This is a genomic window from Blastopirellula sp. J2-11 (assembly GCF_024584705.1).
Classification (GTDB): Bacteria; Planctomycetota; Planctomycetia; order Pirellulales; family Pirellulaceae; genus Blastopirellula.
This window is the reverse complement of sequence record NZ_CP097384.1, coordinates 1,941,228-1,956,787: the sequence shown is the minus strand read 5'-3', so window position 1 is coordinate 1,956,787 and position 15,560 is coordinate 1,941,228. Positions and strand designations below refer to the sequence as shown.

Annotated in this window: 17 protein-coding genes; 7 read left to right on the top strand and 10 right to left on the bottom strand. The window is 56.7% G+C overall.

The window, feature by feature from the left end; genetic code table 11:
* Positions 1–277: 277 nt before the first annotated feature.
* Entirely contained in the window at positions 278–1,222 is a 945-nt protein-coding gene (locus M4951_RS08070; RefSeq protein ID WP_262025974.1) for a CvpA family protein, read from the bottom strand.
* A 224-nt stretch (positions 1,223–1,446) separates the two neighbouring features.
* Here M4951_RS08070 and M4951_RS08065 point away from each other — a divergent pair, with 224 nt between their 5' ends.
* Entirely contained in the window at positions 1,447–2,190 is a 744-nt protein-coding gene (locus M4951_RS08065; RefSeq protein WP_262025973.1) for a metal-dependent hydrolase, read from the top strand.
* Positions 2,190–2,672, top strand: coding sequence for a PH domain-containing protein (locus tag M4951_RS08060; protein WP_262025972.1), 483 nt, complete (start codon positions 2,190–2,192; stop codon positions 2,670–2,672). Before M4951_RS08065 ends, M4951_RS08060 begins: the two co-directional genes overlap by 1 nt.
* Here the strand turns inward: M4951_RS08060 and dtd are convergent.
* The 3 genes from dtd to M4951_RS08045 form a co-directional block, all read right to left on the bottom strand.
* Complete coding sequence (gene dtd, locus M4951_RS08055) at positions 2,669–3,118, bottom strand: D-aminoacyl-tRNA deacylase (RefSeq protein WP_262025971.1); 450 nt, start codon at positions 3,116–3,118, stop codon at positions 2,669–2,671. The genes M4951_RS08060 and dtd overlap by 4 nt on opposite strands.
* Entirely contained in the window at positions 3,115–3,774 is a 660-nt protein-coding gene (locus M4951_RS08050; protein WP_262025970.1) for a hypothetical protein, read from the bottom strand. The genes dtd and M4951_RS08050 overlap by 4 nt, the downstream gene beginning before the upstream one ends.
* A gap of 168 nt (positions 3,775–3,942) precedes the next feature.
* Positions 3,943–5,469: a sialate O-acetylesterase gene (locus M4951_RS08045; protein WP_262025969.1), complete on the bottom strand. Its 1,527-nt coding sequence runs from the start codon at positions 5,467–5,469 to the stop codon at positions 3,943–3,945.
* A gap of 264 nt (positions 5,470–5,733) precedes the next feature.
* Here M4951_RS08045 and M4951_RS08040 point away from each other — a divergent pair, with 264 nt between their 5' ends.
* The 4 genes from M4951_RS08040 to M4951_RS08025 all read left to right on the top strand — a co-directional run bounded on the left by M4951_RS08040 (position 5,734) and on the right by M4951_RS08025 (position 8,793).
* A complete protein-coding gene (locus tag M4951_RS08040; RefSeq protein ID WP_262025968.1) occupies positions 5,734–6,423 on the top strand; it encodes a DUF1080 domain-containing protein in 690 nt (229 codons plus the stop codon).
* A 132-nt stretch (positions 6,424–6,555) separates the two neighbouring features.
* A complete protein-coding gene (locus tag M4951_RS08035; RefSeq protein ID WP_262025967.1) occupies positions 6,556–7,362 on the top strand; it encodes a site-2 protease family protein in 807 nt (268 codons plus the stop codon).
* A gap of 121 nt (positions 7,363–7,483) precedes the next feature.
* Positions 7,484–8,146 carry an SGNH/GDSL hydrolase family protein gene (locus tag M4951_RS08030; protein ID WP_262025966.1) on the top strand — a complete coding sequence of 221 codons (663 nt, stop codon included), beginning with the start codon at positions 7,484–7,486 and terminating at the stop codon, positions 8,144–8,146.
* A 386-nt stretch (positions 8,147–8,532) separates the two neighbouring features.
* Positions 8,533–8,793, top strand: a complete 261-nt coding sequence (locus M4951_RS08025; protein ID WP_262025965.1) for a hypothetical protein — start codon at positions 8,533–8,535, stop codon at positions 8,791–8,793.
* Between the two features lie 92 nt (positions 8,794–8,885).
* Here M4951_RS08025 and M4951_RS08020 read toward each other — a convergent pair whose 3' ends face one another.
* The 3 genes from M4951_RS08020 to M4951_RS08010 form a co-directional block, all read right to left on the bottom strand.
* Entirely contained in the window at positions 8,886–9,968 is a 1,083-nt protein-coding gene (locus M4951_RS08020; RefSeq protein WP_262025964.1) for an Mrp/NBP35 family ATP-binding protein, read from the bottom strand.
* 24 nt (positions 9,969–9,992) lie between these two features.
* On the bottom strand, positions 9,993–10,421 hold the full coding sequence (locus M4951_RS08015) for a hypothetical protein (RefSeq protein ID WP_262025963.1): 429 nt from the start codon (positions 10,419–10,421) through the stop codon (positions 9,993–9,995).
* 78 nt (positions 10,422–10,499) lie between these two features.
* Entirely contained in the window at positions 10,500–11,864 is a 1,365-nt protein-coding gene (locus M4951_RS08010; RefSeq protein ID WP_262025962.1) for a helix-turn-helix domain-containing protein, read from the bottom strand.
* Between the two features lie 136 nt (positions 11,865–12,000).
* Here M4951_RS08010 and M4951_RS08005 point away from each other — a divergent pair, with 136 nt between their 5' ends.
* Positions 12,001–13,185, top strand: a complete 1,185-nt coding sequence (locus M4951_RS08005) for a M20 family metallopeptidase (RefSeq protein WP_262025961.1) — start codon at positions 12,001–12,003, stop codon at positions 13,183–13,185.
* Positions 13,186–13,582: 397 nt separating this feature from the next.
* Here the strand turns inward: M4951_RS08005 and M4951_RS08000 are convergent, their stop codons facing one another.
* The 3 genes from M4951_RS08000 to M4951_RS07990 all read right to left on the bottom strand — a co-directional run bounded on the left by M4951_RS08000 (position 13,583) and on the right by M4951_RS07990 (position 15,353).
* Entirely contained in the window at positions 13,583–13,906 is a 324-nt protein-coding gene (locus M4951_RS08000) for a hypothetical protein (RefSeq protein ID WP_002652047.1), read from the bottom strand.
* A 264-nt stretch (positions 13,907–14,170) separates the two neighbouring features.
* Positions 14,171–14,953 carry an MBL fold metallo-hydrolase gene (locus tag M4951_RS07995; protein WP_315985761.1) on the bottom strand — a complete coding sequence of 261 codons (783 nt, stop codon included), beginning with the start codon at positions 14,951–14,953 and terminating at the stop codon, positions 14,171–14,173.
* Between the two features lie 166 nt (positions 14,954–15,119).
* Positions 15,120–15,353 carry a hypothetical protein gene (locus M4951_RS07990; RefSeq protein ID WP_262025960.1) on the bottom strand — a complete coding sequence of 78 codons (234 nt, stop codon included), beginning with the start codon at positions 15,351–15,353 and terminating at the stop codon, positions 15,120–15,122.
* Positions 15,354–15,560: the final 207 nt, after the last annotated feature.

Genomic DNA, 15,560 nt, shown 5'->3' with positions numbered 1-15,560 from the left:
GGCGCCACGAGCGATTCCTGATCCGCACAGCGACCGGCTACATGAACAAGAGCCCAACCGCGATCGACTGTCCAGAAGCTCGTTAAGCAAGCCATTTCCCAGAAAAGCAGGGCCCAGCGGCACACCCACCCCAACGTCCGATAATGTTTCTTATGTTCGGTTGTGGGGCCGTTTTTCTCGGGTTTTAGCGATCCGGGCTCAAAACCGGTCCCCTGCACCAAAGCGACTGCTTTATAGAGATTCACACGGCTCTTTCTCTTCGCACGGCGGTCGCCGCTCAGTACCGCGGGAGCTGTCCGTTTTGCTGCGGTGCGTAGCCTTGAGGATAGTAGCCGGGCTGCTGCGGATAGGTCGGCTGCGGCGCGTAGCCTTGCTGTTGGTAGCCTTGTTGCGGCGCGTAATTCGGCTGCTGATAACCTTGCGTTGCAGCGCCCCAACGCTGGTCGATTTCGCGCTGCACTTGATCGCGCAAATTCTGCTGAAATTGGTTCACGTATGGCTGGGCCGTTTGCTGCGGATTTTGGAGCGCCTGATCGACCGCTCCCTGGATCTGCCCATAGTCGGCTTTCAGCTGGCTGTAGCCTTGCTGCGCGTCTTGTTGCCACTGCTGCGGGATGACCTGATACGGAGCCCGCGTTTGCTGATTGGTCGCCGCTGGCTGGGCCTGGTCGCCGGAAAAAATATTGGCGGTCGTGATCGGCGGCTGATCACCGATCTGCTGCTGAAAGTTGTCAATGTACGGCTTAACGGCGGTATGCACTTCTTGAGGCATGATCGCTTGGGCTTTGTCGATGAAATGCGAGATGTAGTAGCCGGATCTCGACTGCACGATCTCTTCGCGACGATTACCAGTCGCGAACGCGACCGAGAACATCGTAATGATCACGCAGAGCAAAACGCCTTTGGCCGCGCCCAACAAAGCGCCAACCTGACGATCGAAATCTTTCAGTTTCATGCTTTCGATCGTTTTTGAAATGAATCGAAAGCCGACCCAGACGACCAGCGAGCAGCCGACATACAGCGCGAGCATCGCCGCCAGCTTGTTCCAGGGAGGATCCAAGGGAAAGAGGGCCGCCACCGGCTCGCGCAGTTGCACCGACAGCACATAACTGGCGAAAATCGACGCGAACGAGGCGAGTTGCCACGCCATCCCTTTGTACAAACCCCAGGCCGTCGCCGCGAGCAGCACAATCACCATCAATACGTCGTATCCGTTCGCCATCGCTCGGCGCCTTCTTTCTCTCAAGTTCCTGATTTGGTGCGGTCACGCGCACCGCGGCGAGGCAGTATATCGAGCCGACGGGTTCACTCGAAGATCAGTTTCGTCGCGATGCTAGCGGCGGAGCGTTTTGGACTGGCGTCGCCGCGCACGTTTCGCGTACAACCGCAGACCGTCGTTGCCCGTACGTCGCGATCTAGAACTCAAAGGATGGAAGCAGGGGACTCATGGCCGGTTTCAACACCCACATTACAACCAGCACCATCATAGGCGTTGGCTATGGCGCCGCCGCCTATGCTTTTATGCCAGACATTTCGGCGACTACCTGCATGCTGAGCGCAGGACTGTGCAGCATCGCTGGCATCCTGCCAGATCTCGACAGCGGTTCGGGTCGCCCCGTGAAAGAGATTTCGGCGTTTGTCGCCGCGATGGCGCCGATGCTAATGATCGATCGCTTTCGTCGACTCGGCATGGACCCCGAAGCGATCGCGCTGGCCGGCGCGATCATCTACATCGTGATCCGGTTCGGCGTCGCCGAAGTATTCAAAAAGTACACCAAGCATCGCGGGATGTGGCACAGCGTGCCGGCCGCGATATCTGCGGCGCTCTGCGCGTTCCTGGTCGTGTCTGGGGATGAACTCGATATCCGGTTACTGAAAACGGGCGCCGTTTTTCTCGGCTTCATGGTCCACTTAACCTTGGATGAGATCTGGAGCGTCGAATGGCATTCGTTTCGACCTCGATTCAAAAAGTCCTTTGGCACAGCGATCAAGTTTTGGAATCCCAATAGCATGTGGTCCAATGTATCGACCTATGCGAAGCTGGCCGTGCTGCTGTTTGCCGCCGTTGGCGATCCGCTGCTGATGGAGCATTATCATCTCCACCCGTCGTCGCAAGAGTTGCAGGAAGCGCCGGCGATGGCCACCCAGCCACAGACATTTCAACCACAGACATTTCCGATCACGCGCTGATGGAAACCCCGCTAACGCTTTATCCCAGCGGTCGCCGCGCCATGCTGATGGCCGGCGCCAGTACGATCCTGGCGCTTTGCTGCTTGGCGCTCGGTATCTCGGGAAAAGAAATCGGGTACGTCGCCTGCTTTTTCTTTGTGGCGTGCGGCGTGCTGGGAACCGCCGAGATTTGGCCGCGCAGCTCTTGGCTGCGCATCGACGAGACTGGGATTCGCTACTGCTATCTTTTCACGTCGCATCATGTCGCGTGGGAAGAGATCGCACGCTTCGAGTCCGAACTAGTCAGCCACTCCGGACTGTGGGGGCAACAAATGACCGGCTTCTATCGCCAGCCGGGCCCCGAGAACGAGGAGAAGCGCAATCGCTTGGATGAACTGCTGCCGAACAACTACGGCCGCAGCGCCAAAGCGCTGACCGAATTGCTGAATCAATACCGCGTCCATTTTGCTCGCAATCAATCGACGCCGACCGCCGAAGCCTAAAACTGCTTGCGGCTATCCAACAACAGCGTCACCGGGCCATCATTGAGAAGCGAGACCTCCATCTGCGCGCGGAAGACGCCGGTCTCCACAGGCAGACCCAACTGACGGACAGCCGCCACATATTCTTCATACAACACGTTGGCCAACTCTGGCGGCGCGGCGCCGGTGAACGCCGGTCGACGACCTTTGCGACAATCGCCCAGCAACGTGAACTGGCTGACCGCCAACACCGCGCCGCCGATGTCCATCACCGAGAGATTCATCTTGCCGGCGTCATCTTCAAAGATCCGCAGGTTCGCCGTCTTGTCAGCCATGTAGGCGACATCAGCACTGATGTCCTGCGGCTCGACGCCGAGCAACACCAGCAGGCCTTGCTGAATCGCGCCGACGATTTCGCCATCGACGCGAACGCTGGCCGAAGCGACTCTTTGCACAACGGCCCTCATTCCATGGGCTCCTGCGGCGCGGCGAAGTGCGAGTCGTCTCGAATTGCGGAGACCGCGGCGGTAATCGCTTCGATCATCTGGTAGTTCTCTTGAATCAATGTCGCCAGACGAAACAATGCGATCGTCACCAAGCCGACCGCCAAGAACGCGGCGATCGAATGGGGAGTCGCCATCGCCGCCGACCACTGCGGGAAATTGTCAGGACTCGCGGCGACGCCTCCCATGGCGACCAAAATCATCATCGCGACCATGCTGAGAATCGCCAAGGGAAACGCCTGACGCTTGAGCGCTGCGCTGCGGATCGCCCACTGCGGATCAAGACCGTACGCTTCGGTCACTTCTTTGCACCAGCGACTCGTGCCGACAAAGTAGGTGACGCCGATGCTGCAAACAGCGACGCAGCCGAGCGACCCTAGCATGCCGATCAAAATATGGAAGCTGGCGCGCGAGCGGGTCGCGTCCCAAACCGCCATCTGGGCATCCAGCTTTTCTTCGCTTTGCGGGTCGCGTCGCGCGATCGGCTGACGCGACTCCTCCGCGAGCGCGTGCAAGCTTTCAAAGTCGCCGTGATAATCGCCGATCCGTAGACCCAGCAAAAGATTCAACGCCAACAGCGACGCGGCGGCGATTGAGATGATGCGAAAGAATCCAGCCAAAGTCCCCTGCCCTGCTCTGCAGCGTACGAAAAAAAGTAAGCCACGATTATAGGCGGCGGCGCGGTTTCGAACTACTCACGCAATATGAACACAGCGCATAAAAAGATCGCTCTCGCCTTGGAAGCGAGAGCGATCTTCCAGCTTCTCGTCATTGAAAACCGACGGCGTTTACTCCGGCTTGTCGCTCCGGAACGGCGTCGCCGGCAAGCCGGCTGAATTTTGCAACGTGCAGACCGGGTTGTCGGCCCACGCATAGCGAACGCTGACCGGCTCTTTCACGCTGGGGCTGGAAACTTCCACCTTGTCGTCGCCGACCAGCTTGGCCGTGGCCCACACATATTTGCCATCGGCGCCGGCGATGGCGAAGCCGACCGGTTGAGGCGCGTCAAACGAATACAACTTCGTACCGTACGTGTCGAACGTGACAATCGCTTTGCCATCTTTCACTTCCAGGCTTTTGAAGCGAGGGCTTTGATACGGAACAGCAATTCCGTAGTCACGAGCGAGCGCGATTCGCGCCAAACGTTTCGCTACATCTTGCTTGTTGCGCGGATGAATGTCGCGACCTTCGCCGAGATCGATGATCACCGCTTCACCGGCGTTCGGCAGCTTATCCATCGTAAAGGTTTGCGATTCACGCAACACGGCCCAATTGCTGTCGACAGGCTCCGGATTCTCCGACCTGAAGTCCGCCAACTGAACCCAGTAAAACGGGAAGTCCCCTTGCCGCCAATCGTCGCGCCAATTTTGAATCATCATCGGGAAGAGATGCCCATACTCTTCGGGACGCCCGGCGTTCGATTCGCCTTGGTACCAAATCGCGCCGCGGATGCCGTAGCCGACGATCGGGCTCAAAACGCCGTTATAAAGATTCGCGGGGCGATGGTTTCCATTGACGCCGGGGTCCTTGGGAGGCTGCGGCTTATCCGCCGGCTTCTTGTCGGCCGATTGATTCCAAGTCGCCAGCGCCGTTTTGTATTCGGCCTTCTTCTTTTCATAGTCGGCGACGCGCTGGTCCCATCCTTTCAACATGTCGGCATAGCGCGCATCTGCTTCCAACAAGTCGCGATTGGTCCAAGCTTCGGCTGCAGAACCGCCCCACGAGTTGTCGATCAATCCAACCGGCACGTCAAGCGTTTGCTGCAATTGACGACCAAAGAAGTAGCCAACCGCGGAAAAGCCTTTCACCGTTTCCGGCGTGCAAACTTCCCACTTCCCATTGAAGTCGGACTTGGGCGATTGCGCAGCGACGTTCGGCACGGTGATCAAGCGCAGCTGCGGCAGCTTGGCGGTCATCACTTCTAGATCGGCGTCGATGGCGCGATCAATGGGCCACTGCATATTCGATTGCCCCGAGCAAACCCAGACCTCGCCGACCAGCACGTCTTCGATCGCGATTTCGTTCTTGCCTTGGATCACCAAGCGATGCGGACCGCCAGCAGGCAACTCGCCCAACTTAACTTTCCAATGCCCGTCGGCGTCGGCCGTCGTCTTGCCTTCCAACGAAGCGACCGAGACGGCTACCTCTTCTCCTTTGGCGGCTGTGCCCCAAACGACGACCGGCAAATCGCGCTGCAACACCATGTGGTCCGTGAAGAGAGCTGGTACTTGGACTTCGGCTTGCAGCCGGCTAGTCGCGCAGAGAGTAGACAAACCAATTGCCAGCGCGGCGGCGTAGAGGAATCGAAGCTTCATTGGGAATCTCCAATAGTGAGTTGAATATGCAAGGAGGGGGGGACGGAGCGGCGGGAAGCAATCTTCGAGAAGGGACATTATAGTCACCCTGCCGCGGAAATGGCATTTCACGCGAAATAGCGACTATTTTCGCTTACGATCGACTGCAACCGGCAATCTGGGGACCAAAACTGGGCCAACTAATCGACAACGCACAGATACTCAACTATCCTGAGATTTTAGCCACCAATCAATCACCCCCCTGCCCTACCTGGAACCTAAAGTATGTTGAAACGAATCGCCTCGGCGCTGTTGCTTGGACTGGTCGCCTGTACTTTCTCTCTGGCGGCGGACGCCGATGGTTTCAAGCCGTTATTCAACGGCAAGAACCTGGAAGGCTTCACGCAACACGGCGGCAAAGCGGTCTATACGATTGAAGGAGACGAGATCGTCGGCACGTCGACGTTGAATACCCCCAACACCTTCCTTTGCACCGACAAAGAATATGGCGACTTCATTTTGGAAGTCGATTTCAAAGTCGATCCGAAACTGAACTCCGGCATCCAAATCCGCAGCCAGGTCTTTCCCGAAGCCAAAGAAGTCGACTTTGGCGACGGCAAAATGAAAAAGATGGCCAAGGATCGCGTCCACGGATATCAAGTCGAGATTGACCCTTCGGCTCGCGCTTGGAGCGGCGGCATCTATGACGAAGCTCGTCGTGGATGGCTGAACGACCTGAAGAACAATCCGGCAGCAGGCAAAGCGTTCAAGCAAGATGACTGGAACCACTACCGCATCGAATGCCGCGGCGATTCGATCAAGACCTGGATCAATGGAGTTCCGGCGGCCGACCTGAAAGATGGCCTCACGTCGAAAGGCTTGATCGCGCTGCAAGTTCACGGCATCGGCGGCGACAAAGAGAAGGCCGGCACGCAAGTTCGCTGGAAAAACATCATGATCAAAGAGCTCGACTAACGCTCTTGGTGCATTCCGTTCTAGAAAACGCCGCGCAGAGATGTGCGGCGTTTTTCGTTTCGGATCGAGTCCAACCACGCTTCGTGCTAGAATTTGGTCGACATCTCGCTTGGCTTTCCTTCAGGACACGACGTGAATCTCTCTGCTCCCCAACCAACTAGCTACGATATTCAGTTTTCCGTCTTCGGCATTCCGGTCCGGATCAGCGTTTATTTCTGGATCATGGCGTTCTTGCTCGGCTATCAGTTTGGGCAGGCGTTCAGTCGCGGGGATGTCGGGACATCCGATCCGCGCGTCGTGGTCATCGCGATTGTGGTGATCTTTCTCTCGATCTTGATTCATGAGCTAGGGCATGCTGTTTTCATGCGTTGGTATGGATTCTCACCGCAAATCACGCTTTATCATTTTGGAGGGTTGGCGAGCTACGACCCAGGATTCTCTCCGCATGGCGCATCGTATCGACGCGCGGGCAATTCGACCTGGGCGCGAATCGCGATCTCCTTCGCCGGACCACTGGCTGGATTTTGCTTTGCGGGACTCACCTTTCTCATTCTTGTGGGAGCAGGCTATCTCTCTGGACGCCCACCATTGGCGTTGGAGTTGCTTCGTCCCGGCAACGAGGTATTGGGGTCAGGCACTCATGCGATTCGTGCGTTGGTTTGGATTATTTTGCTCATTAATATCGGTTGGGGCATTTTGAATTTGCTCCCGGTTTATCCGCTCGACGGCGGACAGATCGCACGCGAACTATTTCTGTGGTTCAACCGCATTAACGGACTACAGTACTCGCTTTACGCGTCGATGGTCTTTGCAGGGCTGGTGATTTTGTACGGCGCGAACTCGGGCGAATCGTTTCTGGTGATCATGTTCGCTCTGCTGGCGATGGGTAATTACCAACAACTCTCCGGAGGGAATTCTTTTGGCGGACGTCCCTGGTAGCGCCCTGGCCTCTCCTACTCTCGACCCAACTTCACAACGGTGCATCGTACTCGGAGCAAGCAACGTCGCGCGGTCGTTGGGATACGTCATTCGCTTGGCGGATCAATCTTTTGGGCCCCGCATGAACTTGATGATCGCGGGGGGACGGGGAAGATCGTTTGGCTCACCCAGTTACTTCGCGATGCGACGCTTGCCAAGCATCTTGCAGTGCGAACTTTGGAACGCGGCCCAAGCGCAACCGTCGCAAACGACCACCGCCGTCGTTACCGATATCGGTAACGACATTCTTTATGGTCGCAACGTAGAAACGATCATCGCTTGGGTGCGTGAATGTCTGGCGCGATTGTGCAGTTTGAACGCCAAGATCACGCTCGTTGGCTTACCTCTCGCGCGCGTTCGGCGATTAAACGCCGCCGCGTTTTATTTTTTTCGCACTTTCCTGATCCCGCGCAGCCGCATGGATTTGATGACCACGCTGCGTCGCGCTGAAGAGGTTGATCAACGGTTGCGCGAAGAAGCGACAACGTGCGGCGCAACGTTTATCGAGCCGCATTCAAGTTGGTATGGAGTCGATCCAATTCACTTGCGATCGAGTCATGCGCAAGCGGCTTGGCGCAGTTACTTGAGCGCCGGTTCACACGCATTCACAACGCAACCAAAAGTGCGGAACTCCCTTTACTATCAAGTAATTACGCCGCATGAACGTTGGATCATGGGACGCCAACAACAGCGTGCGCAACCATCGATTCAACTCGAAAGCGGCAGCGTCGTTTCGCTTTACTAAACGATGCGCCGGCGCTATACGAAGCAGCGCTGCGCGATCGCACGCTCGCGCTGTTGTTGATAACCGCAGATTGCGCTGCGCAACTCTTCGCACATCGTTGTTGCGCGATGTTTGCAAACGAAAAAAGTTGCACGTTCTTTTCTTCACGCTACAAATTGTGTGGAAAACGTGTTGCAATAAATCCGATTATGCGTACAACTTAAAACAACTTTGTCTAGCAGGGGCCAATTGCTAGAGCGAAGCGATTCACTTAGCTGCACGGCGACGAGAACGCTTCGTAGGAATTATTGTTTTGTTGTCGGCGCTTTTGTTCATCGGCATTCTTCCATGGTAGGAAGTTGCATGAGCGAATCACGTCGGCGGCGCTAACGAACGGAGGACGTATCGTGGCCACTAAGAAAAAAGTTGCGAAGAAGAAGACTGCTAAGAAGGTCGCCAAAAAGGCTTCGCCGAAAAAGGCAACCAAAAAGAAGGTCGCCAAGAAAGCAGTGAAGAAGGTCGCTAAGAAGTCGACCAAGAAGAAGGCGCCCGCCAAGAAGAAGGTTGCCAAGAAGGCCACCAAAAAGGTCGCTAAAAAGGCTTCGCCGAAGAAGACCGTGAAGAAGAAGAAAGTTGCGAAGAAGAAGACGGCGAAGAAAACCGCCTAATCCTGCTTCTCGCACAACGATACAACGAGAAAGAGCCGCCAACCTGGCGGCTCTATCCTTTTCTTGCTTGCCTAGTTTTGCCAAACTGCGACTTATAGCACCGTTAATGTCGGCATCGGCGGGCTCGCGGCGGCGTTATCCGCCAATCCACGCACCAGGTTTTGGCAAATCGCTTGGAAGTAAGCGGCTGTCTGCTCCTCTTGGACCACTTGCGGCGCGGCGCCCTGATCCCCCTTTTCGCGGATCGAGATCGTGATCGGCACGTCTCCCAAGAACGGCACGTTCATCTCGGCGGCCTTCTTCTTTGCGCCTCCTTTGCCAAAGATGTCCCACTCTTTGCCGGTGTCAGGACAAATGAAGCCGCTCATGTTTTCGACCACGCCCAAAACCGGAATCTTCACGGTCTTGAACATCGCGATCGCCTTCACCGCATCCAGCAGCGCCACATCTTGCGGCGTACAAACAACCACGGCGCCTGTCAGCGGTAACAACTGGCTAAGCGTCAACGCGATGTCGCCGGTACCCGGCGGCATGTCGATGATCAGATAGTCAAGTTCGCCCCATGCGGTGTCGCGCAAGAATTGGGTGATCGCGCCGTGCAACATCGGGCCACGCCAGATGACGGCTCGTTCTGGTTCGACCAAAAACCCCATCGACATCACTTTGACGCCGTCGCGCTCTAGCGGAGCAATCTTCTTCTCGGCGATCAGCTCTGGTCGTCCGCTTAGCCCCAACAAGTGCGGCACGCTGGGACCATAGACGTCGGCGTCTAACAGCCCGACCTTGGCGCCTGCATTCTTTAAAGAGAACGCGAGACTTGCCGCGATTGTGCTCTTTCCCACGCCCCCCTTCCCTGACCCGACGGCGATCACGCTGCGTACAGTCAGGCCTACCTGGCCAATCGCTTCGATCTTGCGCGTATGCTCGGCCAGATTCACGCGAATCTCTTTCAGCTGCGGCAGCTCTGCTTTCAGCAAGTCGATCGCCTTCTGCTTCGTTTCTTCCCACAACGGCGCCGAATGGGTCGTCAGCTCTAACGTGAACGACAAATCGCCGTTAAGCAGATCGATCTCTTTGACCTGATCCGTCTTCGTCACAGGGCGACCCGAGTAAGGATCGGCCAACTTATCAAGAACGCGAATGACGTCAGGAACTTGCGGCTGCGAATCGGACATGCGAATTTACTCCGGCCTTATCAACTATTCGGGATGTTCTCCCCACGGAAGCGATCGCCAGATCGAATCGATCGGCGTTTCCGCAGCGAGATCAGGAAATTGTGCCTGGCGACGTCGCACCAAGCGAATCAGGGGGTCAAGACGCCAGCGGCCGATCTGCACCCAAGCGGCGCCTGCCTCGTAGGCCGTGGTCGCCAAATCGCGATCCTCTTCGGCCAACAGCACCACAAAGCACATGTCAGGAAACTTGCGTTGCAATTGAGCCGACGCTTCCAGCAAGCGAGCAAATCGCACCGCGTCACAACCACGAGGCGCCGCAATCGCCAATATCGAAGCGGGGCTCGCCTGAAATTGGGGGAGCCAACGTTCGAGACTACGAGTTTCTCGAATCGGCAAATCGCCGGCGGCCGCCTTCAAAGCGACCGCCCAGCTGCCATCGGTCTCGTGTAACACGCATATCGATCGTGGCGTCATTCGACTACTGGAAATTATGGTAAGTTCGAGAGAATAGGATGACAACCGGACGCAATTCTAGCCGTCGGCCACTTCGGCGTCCGATTCCGACGCTTCGAGCCGGCGATGCAACCTTGCGCGGGAGACGCTGAGCAGCTCGGCCGCCTTCGATTTGTTCCCTTTTGTCTGCTCCAAGGCTCGGCGAATCAACTCTTCTTCGACCTGCGACAAAAAGGCGTCTAGTTGAATTGGTTCGGCTGGCTTGGCCGAAAAACGCTTCGCCTCACGGGCATGGCGAATTTTTTTCGGCAAATGCTCGGCGTCGACCCAGACCGAGTCAGTCGCCGCCGCCGCTTCGGCGATCACAGCCGCCAGCTCGTCAATATTGCCGGGCCAATCGTAATCCAGCAGCGCATCGGCCGCATGTTCGGTCAGCCCGCGCAACTGCCTGGCGCCTTCCAGATTGTGCTGTTCGATCAATGCCTGCGACAACAGCGGAATATCCTCGGGTCGATCACACAGGGGCGGCAGCGCGATTTCGATCGTCGACAACTGAAAAGCCAGATCCTCGCGGAATTTTCCATGCTCGGCCACTTCCAACAGCGACTGCCGCGCGGTGGAGACGATCCGTAGATCCATGTCGATCAGCCGCAGTAGATGAAATAACTCGGACTGCGCGTCCCCTGGCAATTGATCGGCGTCTAACAAGATCAACGCTGCGTTGGAAGCGTCATCCGCTTCTTTACAGCGCCGCACGAACGAGCGCACGGCGCTTTGAATCAATTCGGCGTCCATCAGTTCGCCTCGAATCGAAATCACCGGTCCGCTTCCTTCGCCATGCAGCGCGTAGCAAACGGTCCGCGCGGCATGCTCACGCCCGCTTCCGGCAGGACCAAAAATCACCACCGGCAGCCGCGTGGTGGAAGAGAGGGCAATCTGACGACGCACGCGGCTGATCGACTCGCTCTCTCCAATCAAACGACTCGTCGCGAATCGCTTGCGCCAACTGCGCCGCCAAACGCGCAATTGATCATGCCGTTGATCGGCTTGCGTCCCCTCCCCTGCCCCGACTTGCGGATAACAGATCGCCAGTGCGCCAAATGCGCCCCCTTCGTACTGAAGTGGAGAAAACTGCACGCTAAAAACGCTGCTTCGGCCATCGCCGCTGGGCAATGTAAGGGGAACTTCCATCCGCTGCCCCGAAAATACATCAGGCGGCGGCGCCAAATCGGCCGCTTGTTGCTGACGCGGCGGAAGCTGTCCCGCCGCATGGTACCGGCATTTCATCCCCAGCAGCTCGTCGGCGCCATCTCCCAGCGCACGGCGACATGCGTCGTTCAAGAACGCCAACTGTTGATTTTGATCGATCGCGTACACCGGATACGCATGATCGTTCAAGATTTGGGCCAACAAGCTGGCAGGTCGGGTACGTGGTCGCGCCATGAAAAAACCAAAGCTTAGGGTTCGTTTAACGCTTGCTATTATAGACGCTGCGGCGGCTACTCGGCTGGCCCTCTTTTGCCGCTTCGATATGATGGAAGCGGATGATTTGAGTCGAACTATTCAAGAAAGCCCCCTCATGACGTCTGACGTCGTCGCGCTGCTGCAACAATTGATTCGTATCCCTAGCGTCAATCCGATGGGCAGAGACGTTCAGGGAGAAATCTACTACGAGGCCCGGCTGACTTCGTTTCTTGAGCAATACGTTGCGGACTGGGGCTTTTTCTGCGAGCGCCAATTCGTCTCTCCCGAGCGCGAAAATTTGCTGATCGCCACGGTTGACCTGTCACAGCTGCCGGCGGACCGCCCGATCTTGATGCTCGAAGTGCATCAAGACACCGTTCCCGTCGACGGCATGTCGATTGATCCCTTCGCGGCCGAGATCCGTGACGGCAAAGTCTACGGTCGTGGATCATGCGACATCAAAGGGGGAATGGCTGCAATGCTGACGGTGATCTCTCGCTTTCGTGATCTGCCGACCGAAAAACGCCCTGCCGTGGTTCTGGCATTGGCCGTGAACGAAGAACATGGCTTCTCCGGCGCCAAACGAATGACGCAAGGCTGGACCGAAGGCCAGTCCAAGTTGCTCACGCGACCTCCCGCGGCAATTGTCGTTTCGGAACCAACCATGCTGGATGTTGTCGTCGCTCACAAAGGGGTAGTGCGCTGGAAGTGTCACGCGAATGGGATCGCCGCTCATAGCAGCAATCCGTCGATCGGCGCCAACGCGATCTACCGCATGTCCAAAATCATCAACGCGCTCGAACAGCACGCGACCCAATTGCCTGGCTCGATCTCGCCGCTGGTCGGCGGACCTACGCTCAGCGTTGGAATCATCAGCGGCGGCGTCAGCGTCAACACGGTCCCCGATCATTGCAGCATCGAAATCGATCGACGTTTGGCGCCTGGGGATAATCCGCTCGACGCCCAACAAGCGGCGATCGACTTTATCGCCCAGCAACTGGACGATCCTGACTGGATCTCGCACGATCAGCCTTTCATCATCTCGCCTGGCCTGGCGCCGACCCACAATCAATCGCTGGCCGAATCGCTGATCGCCACGCTGCAACAGTGCGACATCCAAGCGAAAACGATCGGCGTTCCCTACGGAACCGACGGCGCGATCCTCAGCCAAGGCGATGCGCCCACCGTCGTTTGCGGCCCCGGCGACATCGCCCAAGCCCATACGCACGACGAATGGCTGGCGATCGATCAGTTGGAAAAGAGCGTCGAAGTCTACGAGACGTTCTGCCGCCGATTTTAAATATTCTCTCGCATAGAGTAGGGTCCGCTGTCGCAACGTAGAGTGAGTGGAGCAAGCGAATTTCAACGCCCAATTCCGAACGGCGTCATCGCTTGCATAGAGTGCCCCGACCAGTTCGTTCAGAACTGGTTGGGTTGCGCCAGCGACAAGATGTTTCTCCATGCGGCCGCAAAGCTCGATACCCCACTCCAATCCCGCTCACCGGTTTCGAAGCACGCGAGAGTTTGAATCGTTGCGTGAATGCGAAGCCGATGGCGCGGCGTCTTGTTGCTAAAGCAACCCAAGCGAGTCTTGGACAGACTGGTCAGGCCATCCGGCGAAACTGCGCGCACAAAAAAAACGGGACGCCGTTTCCGGCGTTCCGTTTTTTGGTTGTGCGATTTTGTCGGCGCGTCGATTAAAAGACATCGAGCTCGAACTGATGGCCGTTGTGGTACAAGCGGCCGTTGGGGTAGTAGTTTTGCCACCCTTTGTTGTAGACCGGAATTCGCATTTCGGCCGGATAGCGATAGTACAAGCTTTCGCTGCTACGGTAGTAGTCTTCGCCGTAGAAGTTCTGCGGGTAGTAGACGTAGGGATAGTGGTAGAACCGCTCCCAGTCGTACGTGCCGTAGGTTCCGCCCCAAACGCGGCCAAAGGCGCGTTCACCAGCGTCGGCCGATTGGGTCGCCGATAGCAATGCTGTCGCGACAATGAGTCCCAAGACGATGCGCTTCAACATCGTTTCCCCCCAAAAACTTTTAGTGCTTCCACGAAAACCGTAGCGCGGCCGACGGTCGACGACGGTTCCGCTGCTCTATCTTTCGGCTATCGAGGGAGGCGTCGCTTAACGAAAATCCGCTAGAACCGTCACAATACGATCGAAATGCATCGAGACAGGCGTAGCGGTTGGGGGGTGCGCGCGGACCATGGGAAGCGGTTAAGCGTGGCAAGCGTTTTCGCGGAACGAATGGTCCGCACAGCGGCCCCTACAGAAAACCTGCGATTATTGCGGCAGCTTGCCCTCAATAATCTCATCTTCCCAATCATCCATCAGCGGCCAATCGACGGCGCAAGTGCCGAAATCGGCCATGTGCTGATACGACTCGAGACGAGCAATCGTTTTGTCGAGCAGCGCGTCATCTTTGCGGAAGATGGGTCCGTGACTAGGTAACAGCCATTTCACGTTGCTAGCTCGAATCCGCTGCAGCGACTTGATGAACGAAGGAATGTCGCTGCCGTGATGCGCGTCGATCGCACCGACGCAGCCGTCGCGATAGATGTTGTCGCCGGAGAAGAGCAAATCGCCCATCCGGAAACTAAGTTGGCTGTCAGTATGCCCCGGCGTGTGCCAGACTTCCAGCTTTAACTTGCCGACGGTGATGATGTCGCCATCGTTGACCTGGTGCTCGATCTGAACCGGCGGCATCTCGAGATGGATGTTTTGCGCGGCGATTTCGGCGAAGGTGACCAGTTTGTCCCCTTGCTGCAGCGGCTCAACCGCCAAGGGATGCGACGTGATCGTCGTGCCGAGCGTTTGCTTCGCTTTGGCCAGGCCTTGGATGTGATCAACGTCGGCATGCGTCGCGATCAACGTCTGGCAATGCGACAACGGAAAATCAAGCTGACGGATCAACTCGATGATCTCATCGACGACTTCTTCGTAGCCGATGTCGATCAGAATCCATTGGTTGTCATCAAAGATCAGATAAACGTTACAGCCCAGCAAGTGGCCTGCCTGGAAGTTCATCTCAATCACATTCGGGAAAATCTCGCGCCGCGGCAGCATATCGGAGTCCTGACTATCACATCGATAGGGTAAGTTTCGGTTTCCTCGATCTTACCTGGATCGACGCGAAAACGACAGTGACCGAAGCGGTCGTGAGCCGTTTCTCCCCTATTTGAGATAGGGTCGCAAAACGAAAACCGGCAATTCGCCGATGAGGAAAGCCCCCTTACGGGAGATGTTGCGTGATCATCCGCGCAAGATCGCGAGCTTGGATCGTCTCCGGCTGCTGGCCCATTCGCTGCCAGATTAGATTGGCGTCTTCCCAATCCAAAGAGAGATCATTGCGGTGCGCGAATTCACAAATCGAACCGAGGGCGGCTCGTTCGTTTTCGGCAGAAAAAGTCCAAATGTAAGTTTCGCCGTTTTTCTCGTAAACGACTGCATTCATCGTTTGATTCATGGCGGCATATCCTCCCTGGCGTGAAAGCCTATTCGCCTGTCTCGTATCTGATATTTCGGAAACATCAGCGGATCGATCCAGCGAATGTTTCAACGTCGGCGTCGCCCATTTCCTTGAGCAACGCGACCTACTGTGAAATTCAAATCGAGGGGAATCACAGTCGTCGCACTGGAAAGAATACTCCCGGCGCAGGCGCAATCCAAGCGC

Excerpts from the sequence above, each read along its gene's own strand:
- M4951_RS08070 (WP_262025974.1), bottom strand. The coding sequence starts at position 1,222 with ATGGCGAACGGATACGACGTATTGATGGTGATTGTGCTGCTCGCGGCG.
- M4951_RS08065 (WP_262025973.1), top strand. The coding sequence starts at position 1,447 with ATGGCCGGTTTCAACACCCACATTACAACCAGCACCATCATAGGCGTT.
- M4951_RS08060 (WP_262025972.1), top strand. The coding sequence starts at position 2,190 with ATGGAAACCCCGCTAACGCTTTATCCCAGCGGTCGCCGCGCCATGCTG.
- dtd (WP_262025971.1), bottom strand. The coding sequence starts at position 3,118 with ATGAGGGCCGTTGTGCAAAGAGTCGCTTCGGCCAGCGTTCGCGTCGAT.
- M4951_RS08045 (WP_262025969.1), bottom strand. The coding sequence starts at position 5,469 with ATGAAGCTTCGATTCCTCTACGCCGCCGCGCTGGCAATTGGTTTGTCT.
- M4951_RS08040 (WP_262025968.1), top strand. The coding sequence starts at position 5,734 with ATGTTGAAACGAATCGCCTCGGCGCTGTTGCTTGGACTGGTCGCCTGT.
- M4951_RS08030 (WP_262025966.1), top strand. The coding sequence starts at position 7,484 with ATGAACTTGATGATCGCGGGGGGACGGGGAAGATCGTTTGGCTCACCC.
- M4951_RS08020 (WP_262025964.1), bottom strand. The coding sequence starts at position 9,968 with ATGTCCGATTCGCAGCCGCAAGTTCCTGACGTCATTCGCGTTCTTGAT.
- M4951_RS08010 (WP_262025962.1), bottom strand. The coding sequence starts at position 11,864 with ATGGCGCGACCACGTACCCGACCTGCCAGCTTGTTGGCCCAAATCTTG.
- M4951_RS08005 (WP_262025961.1), top strand. The coding sequence starts at position 12,001 with ATGACGTCTGACGTCGTCGCGCTGCTGCAACAATTGATTCGTATCCCT.
- M4951_RS08000 (WP_002652047.1), bottom strand. The coding sequence starts at position 13,906 with ATGTTGAAGCGCATCGTCTTGGGACTCATTGTCGCGACAGCATTGCTA.
- M4951_RS07995 (WP_315985761.1), bottom strand. The coding sequence starts at position 14,953 with ATGCTGCCGCGGCGCGAGATTTTCCCGAATGTGATTGAGATGAACTTC.
- M4951_RS07990 (WP_262025960.1), bottom strand. The coding sequence starts at position 15,353 with ATGAATCAAACGATGAATGCAGTCGTTTACGAGAAAAACGGCGAAACT.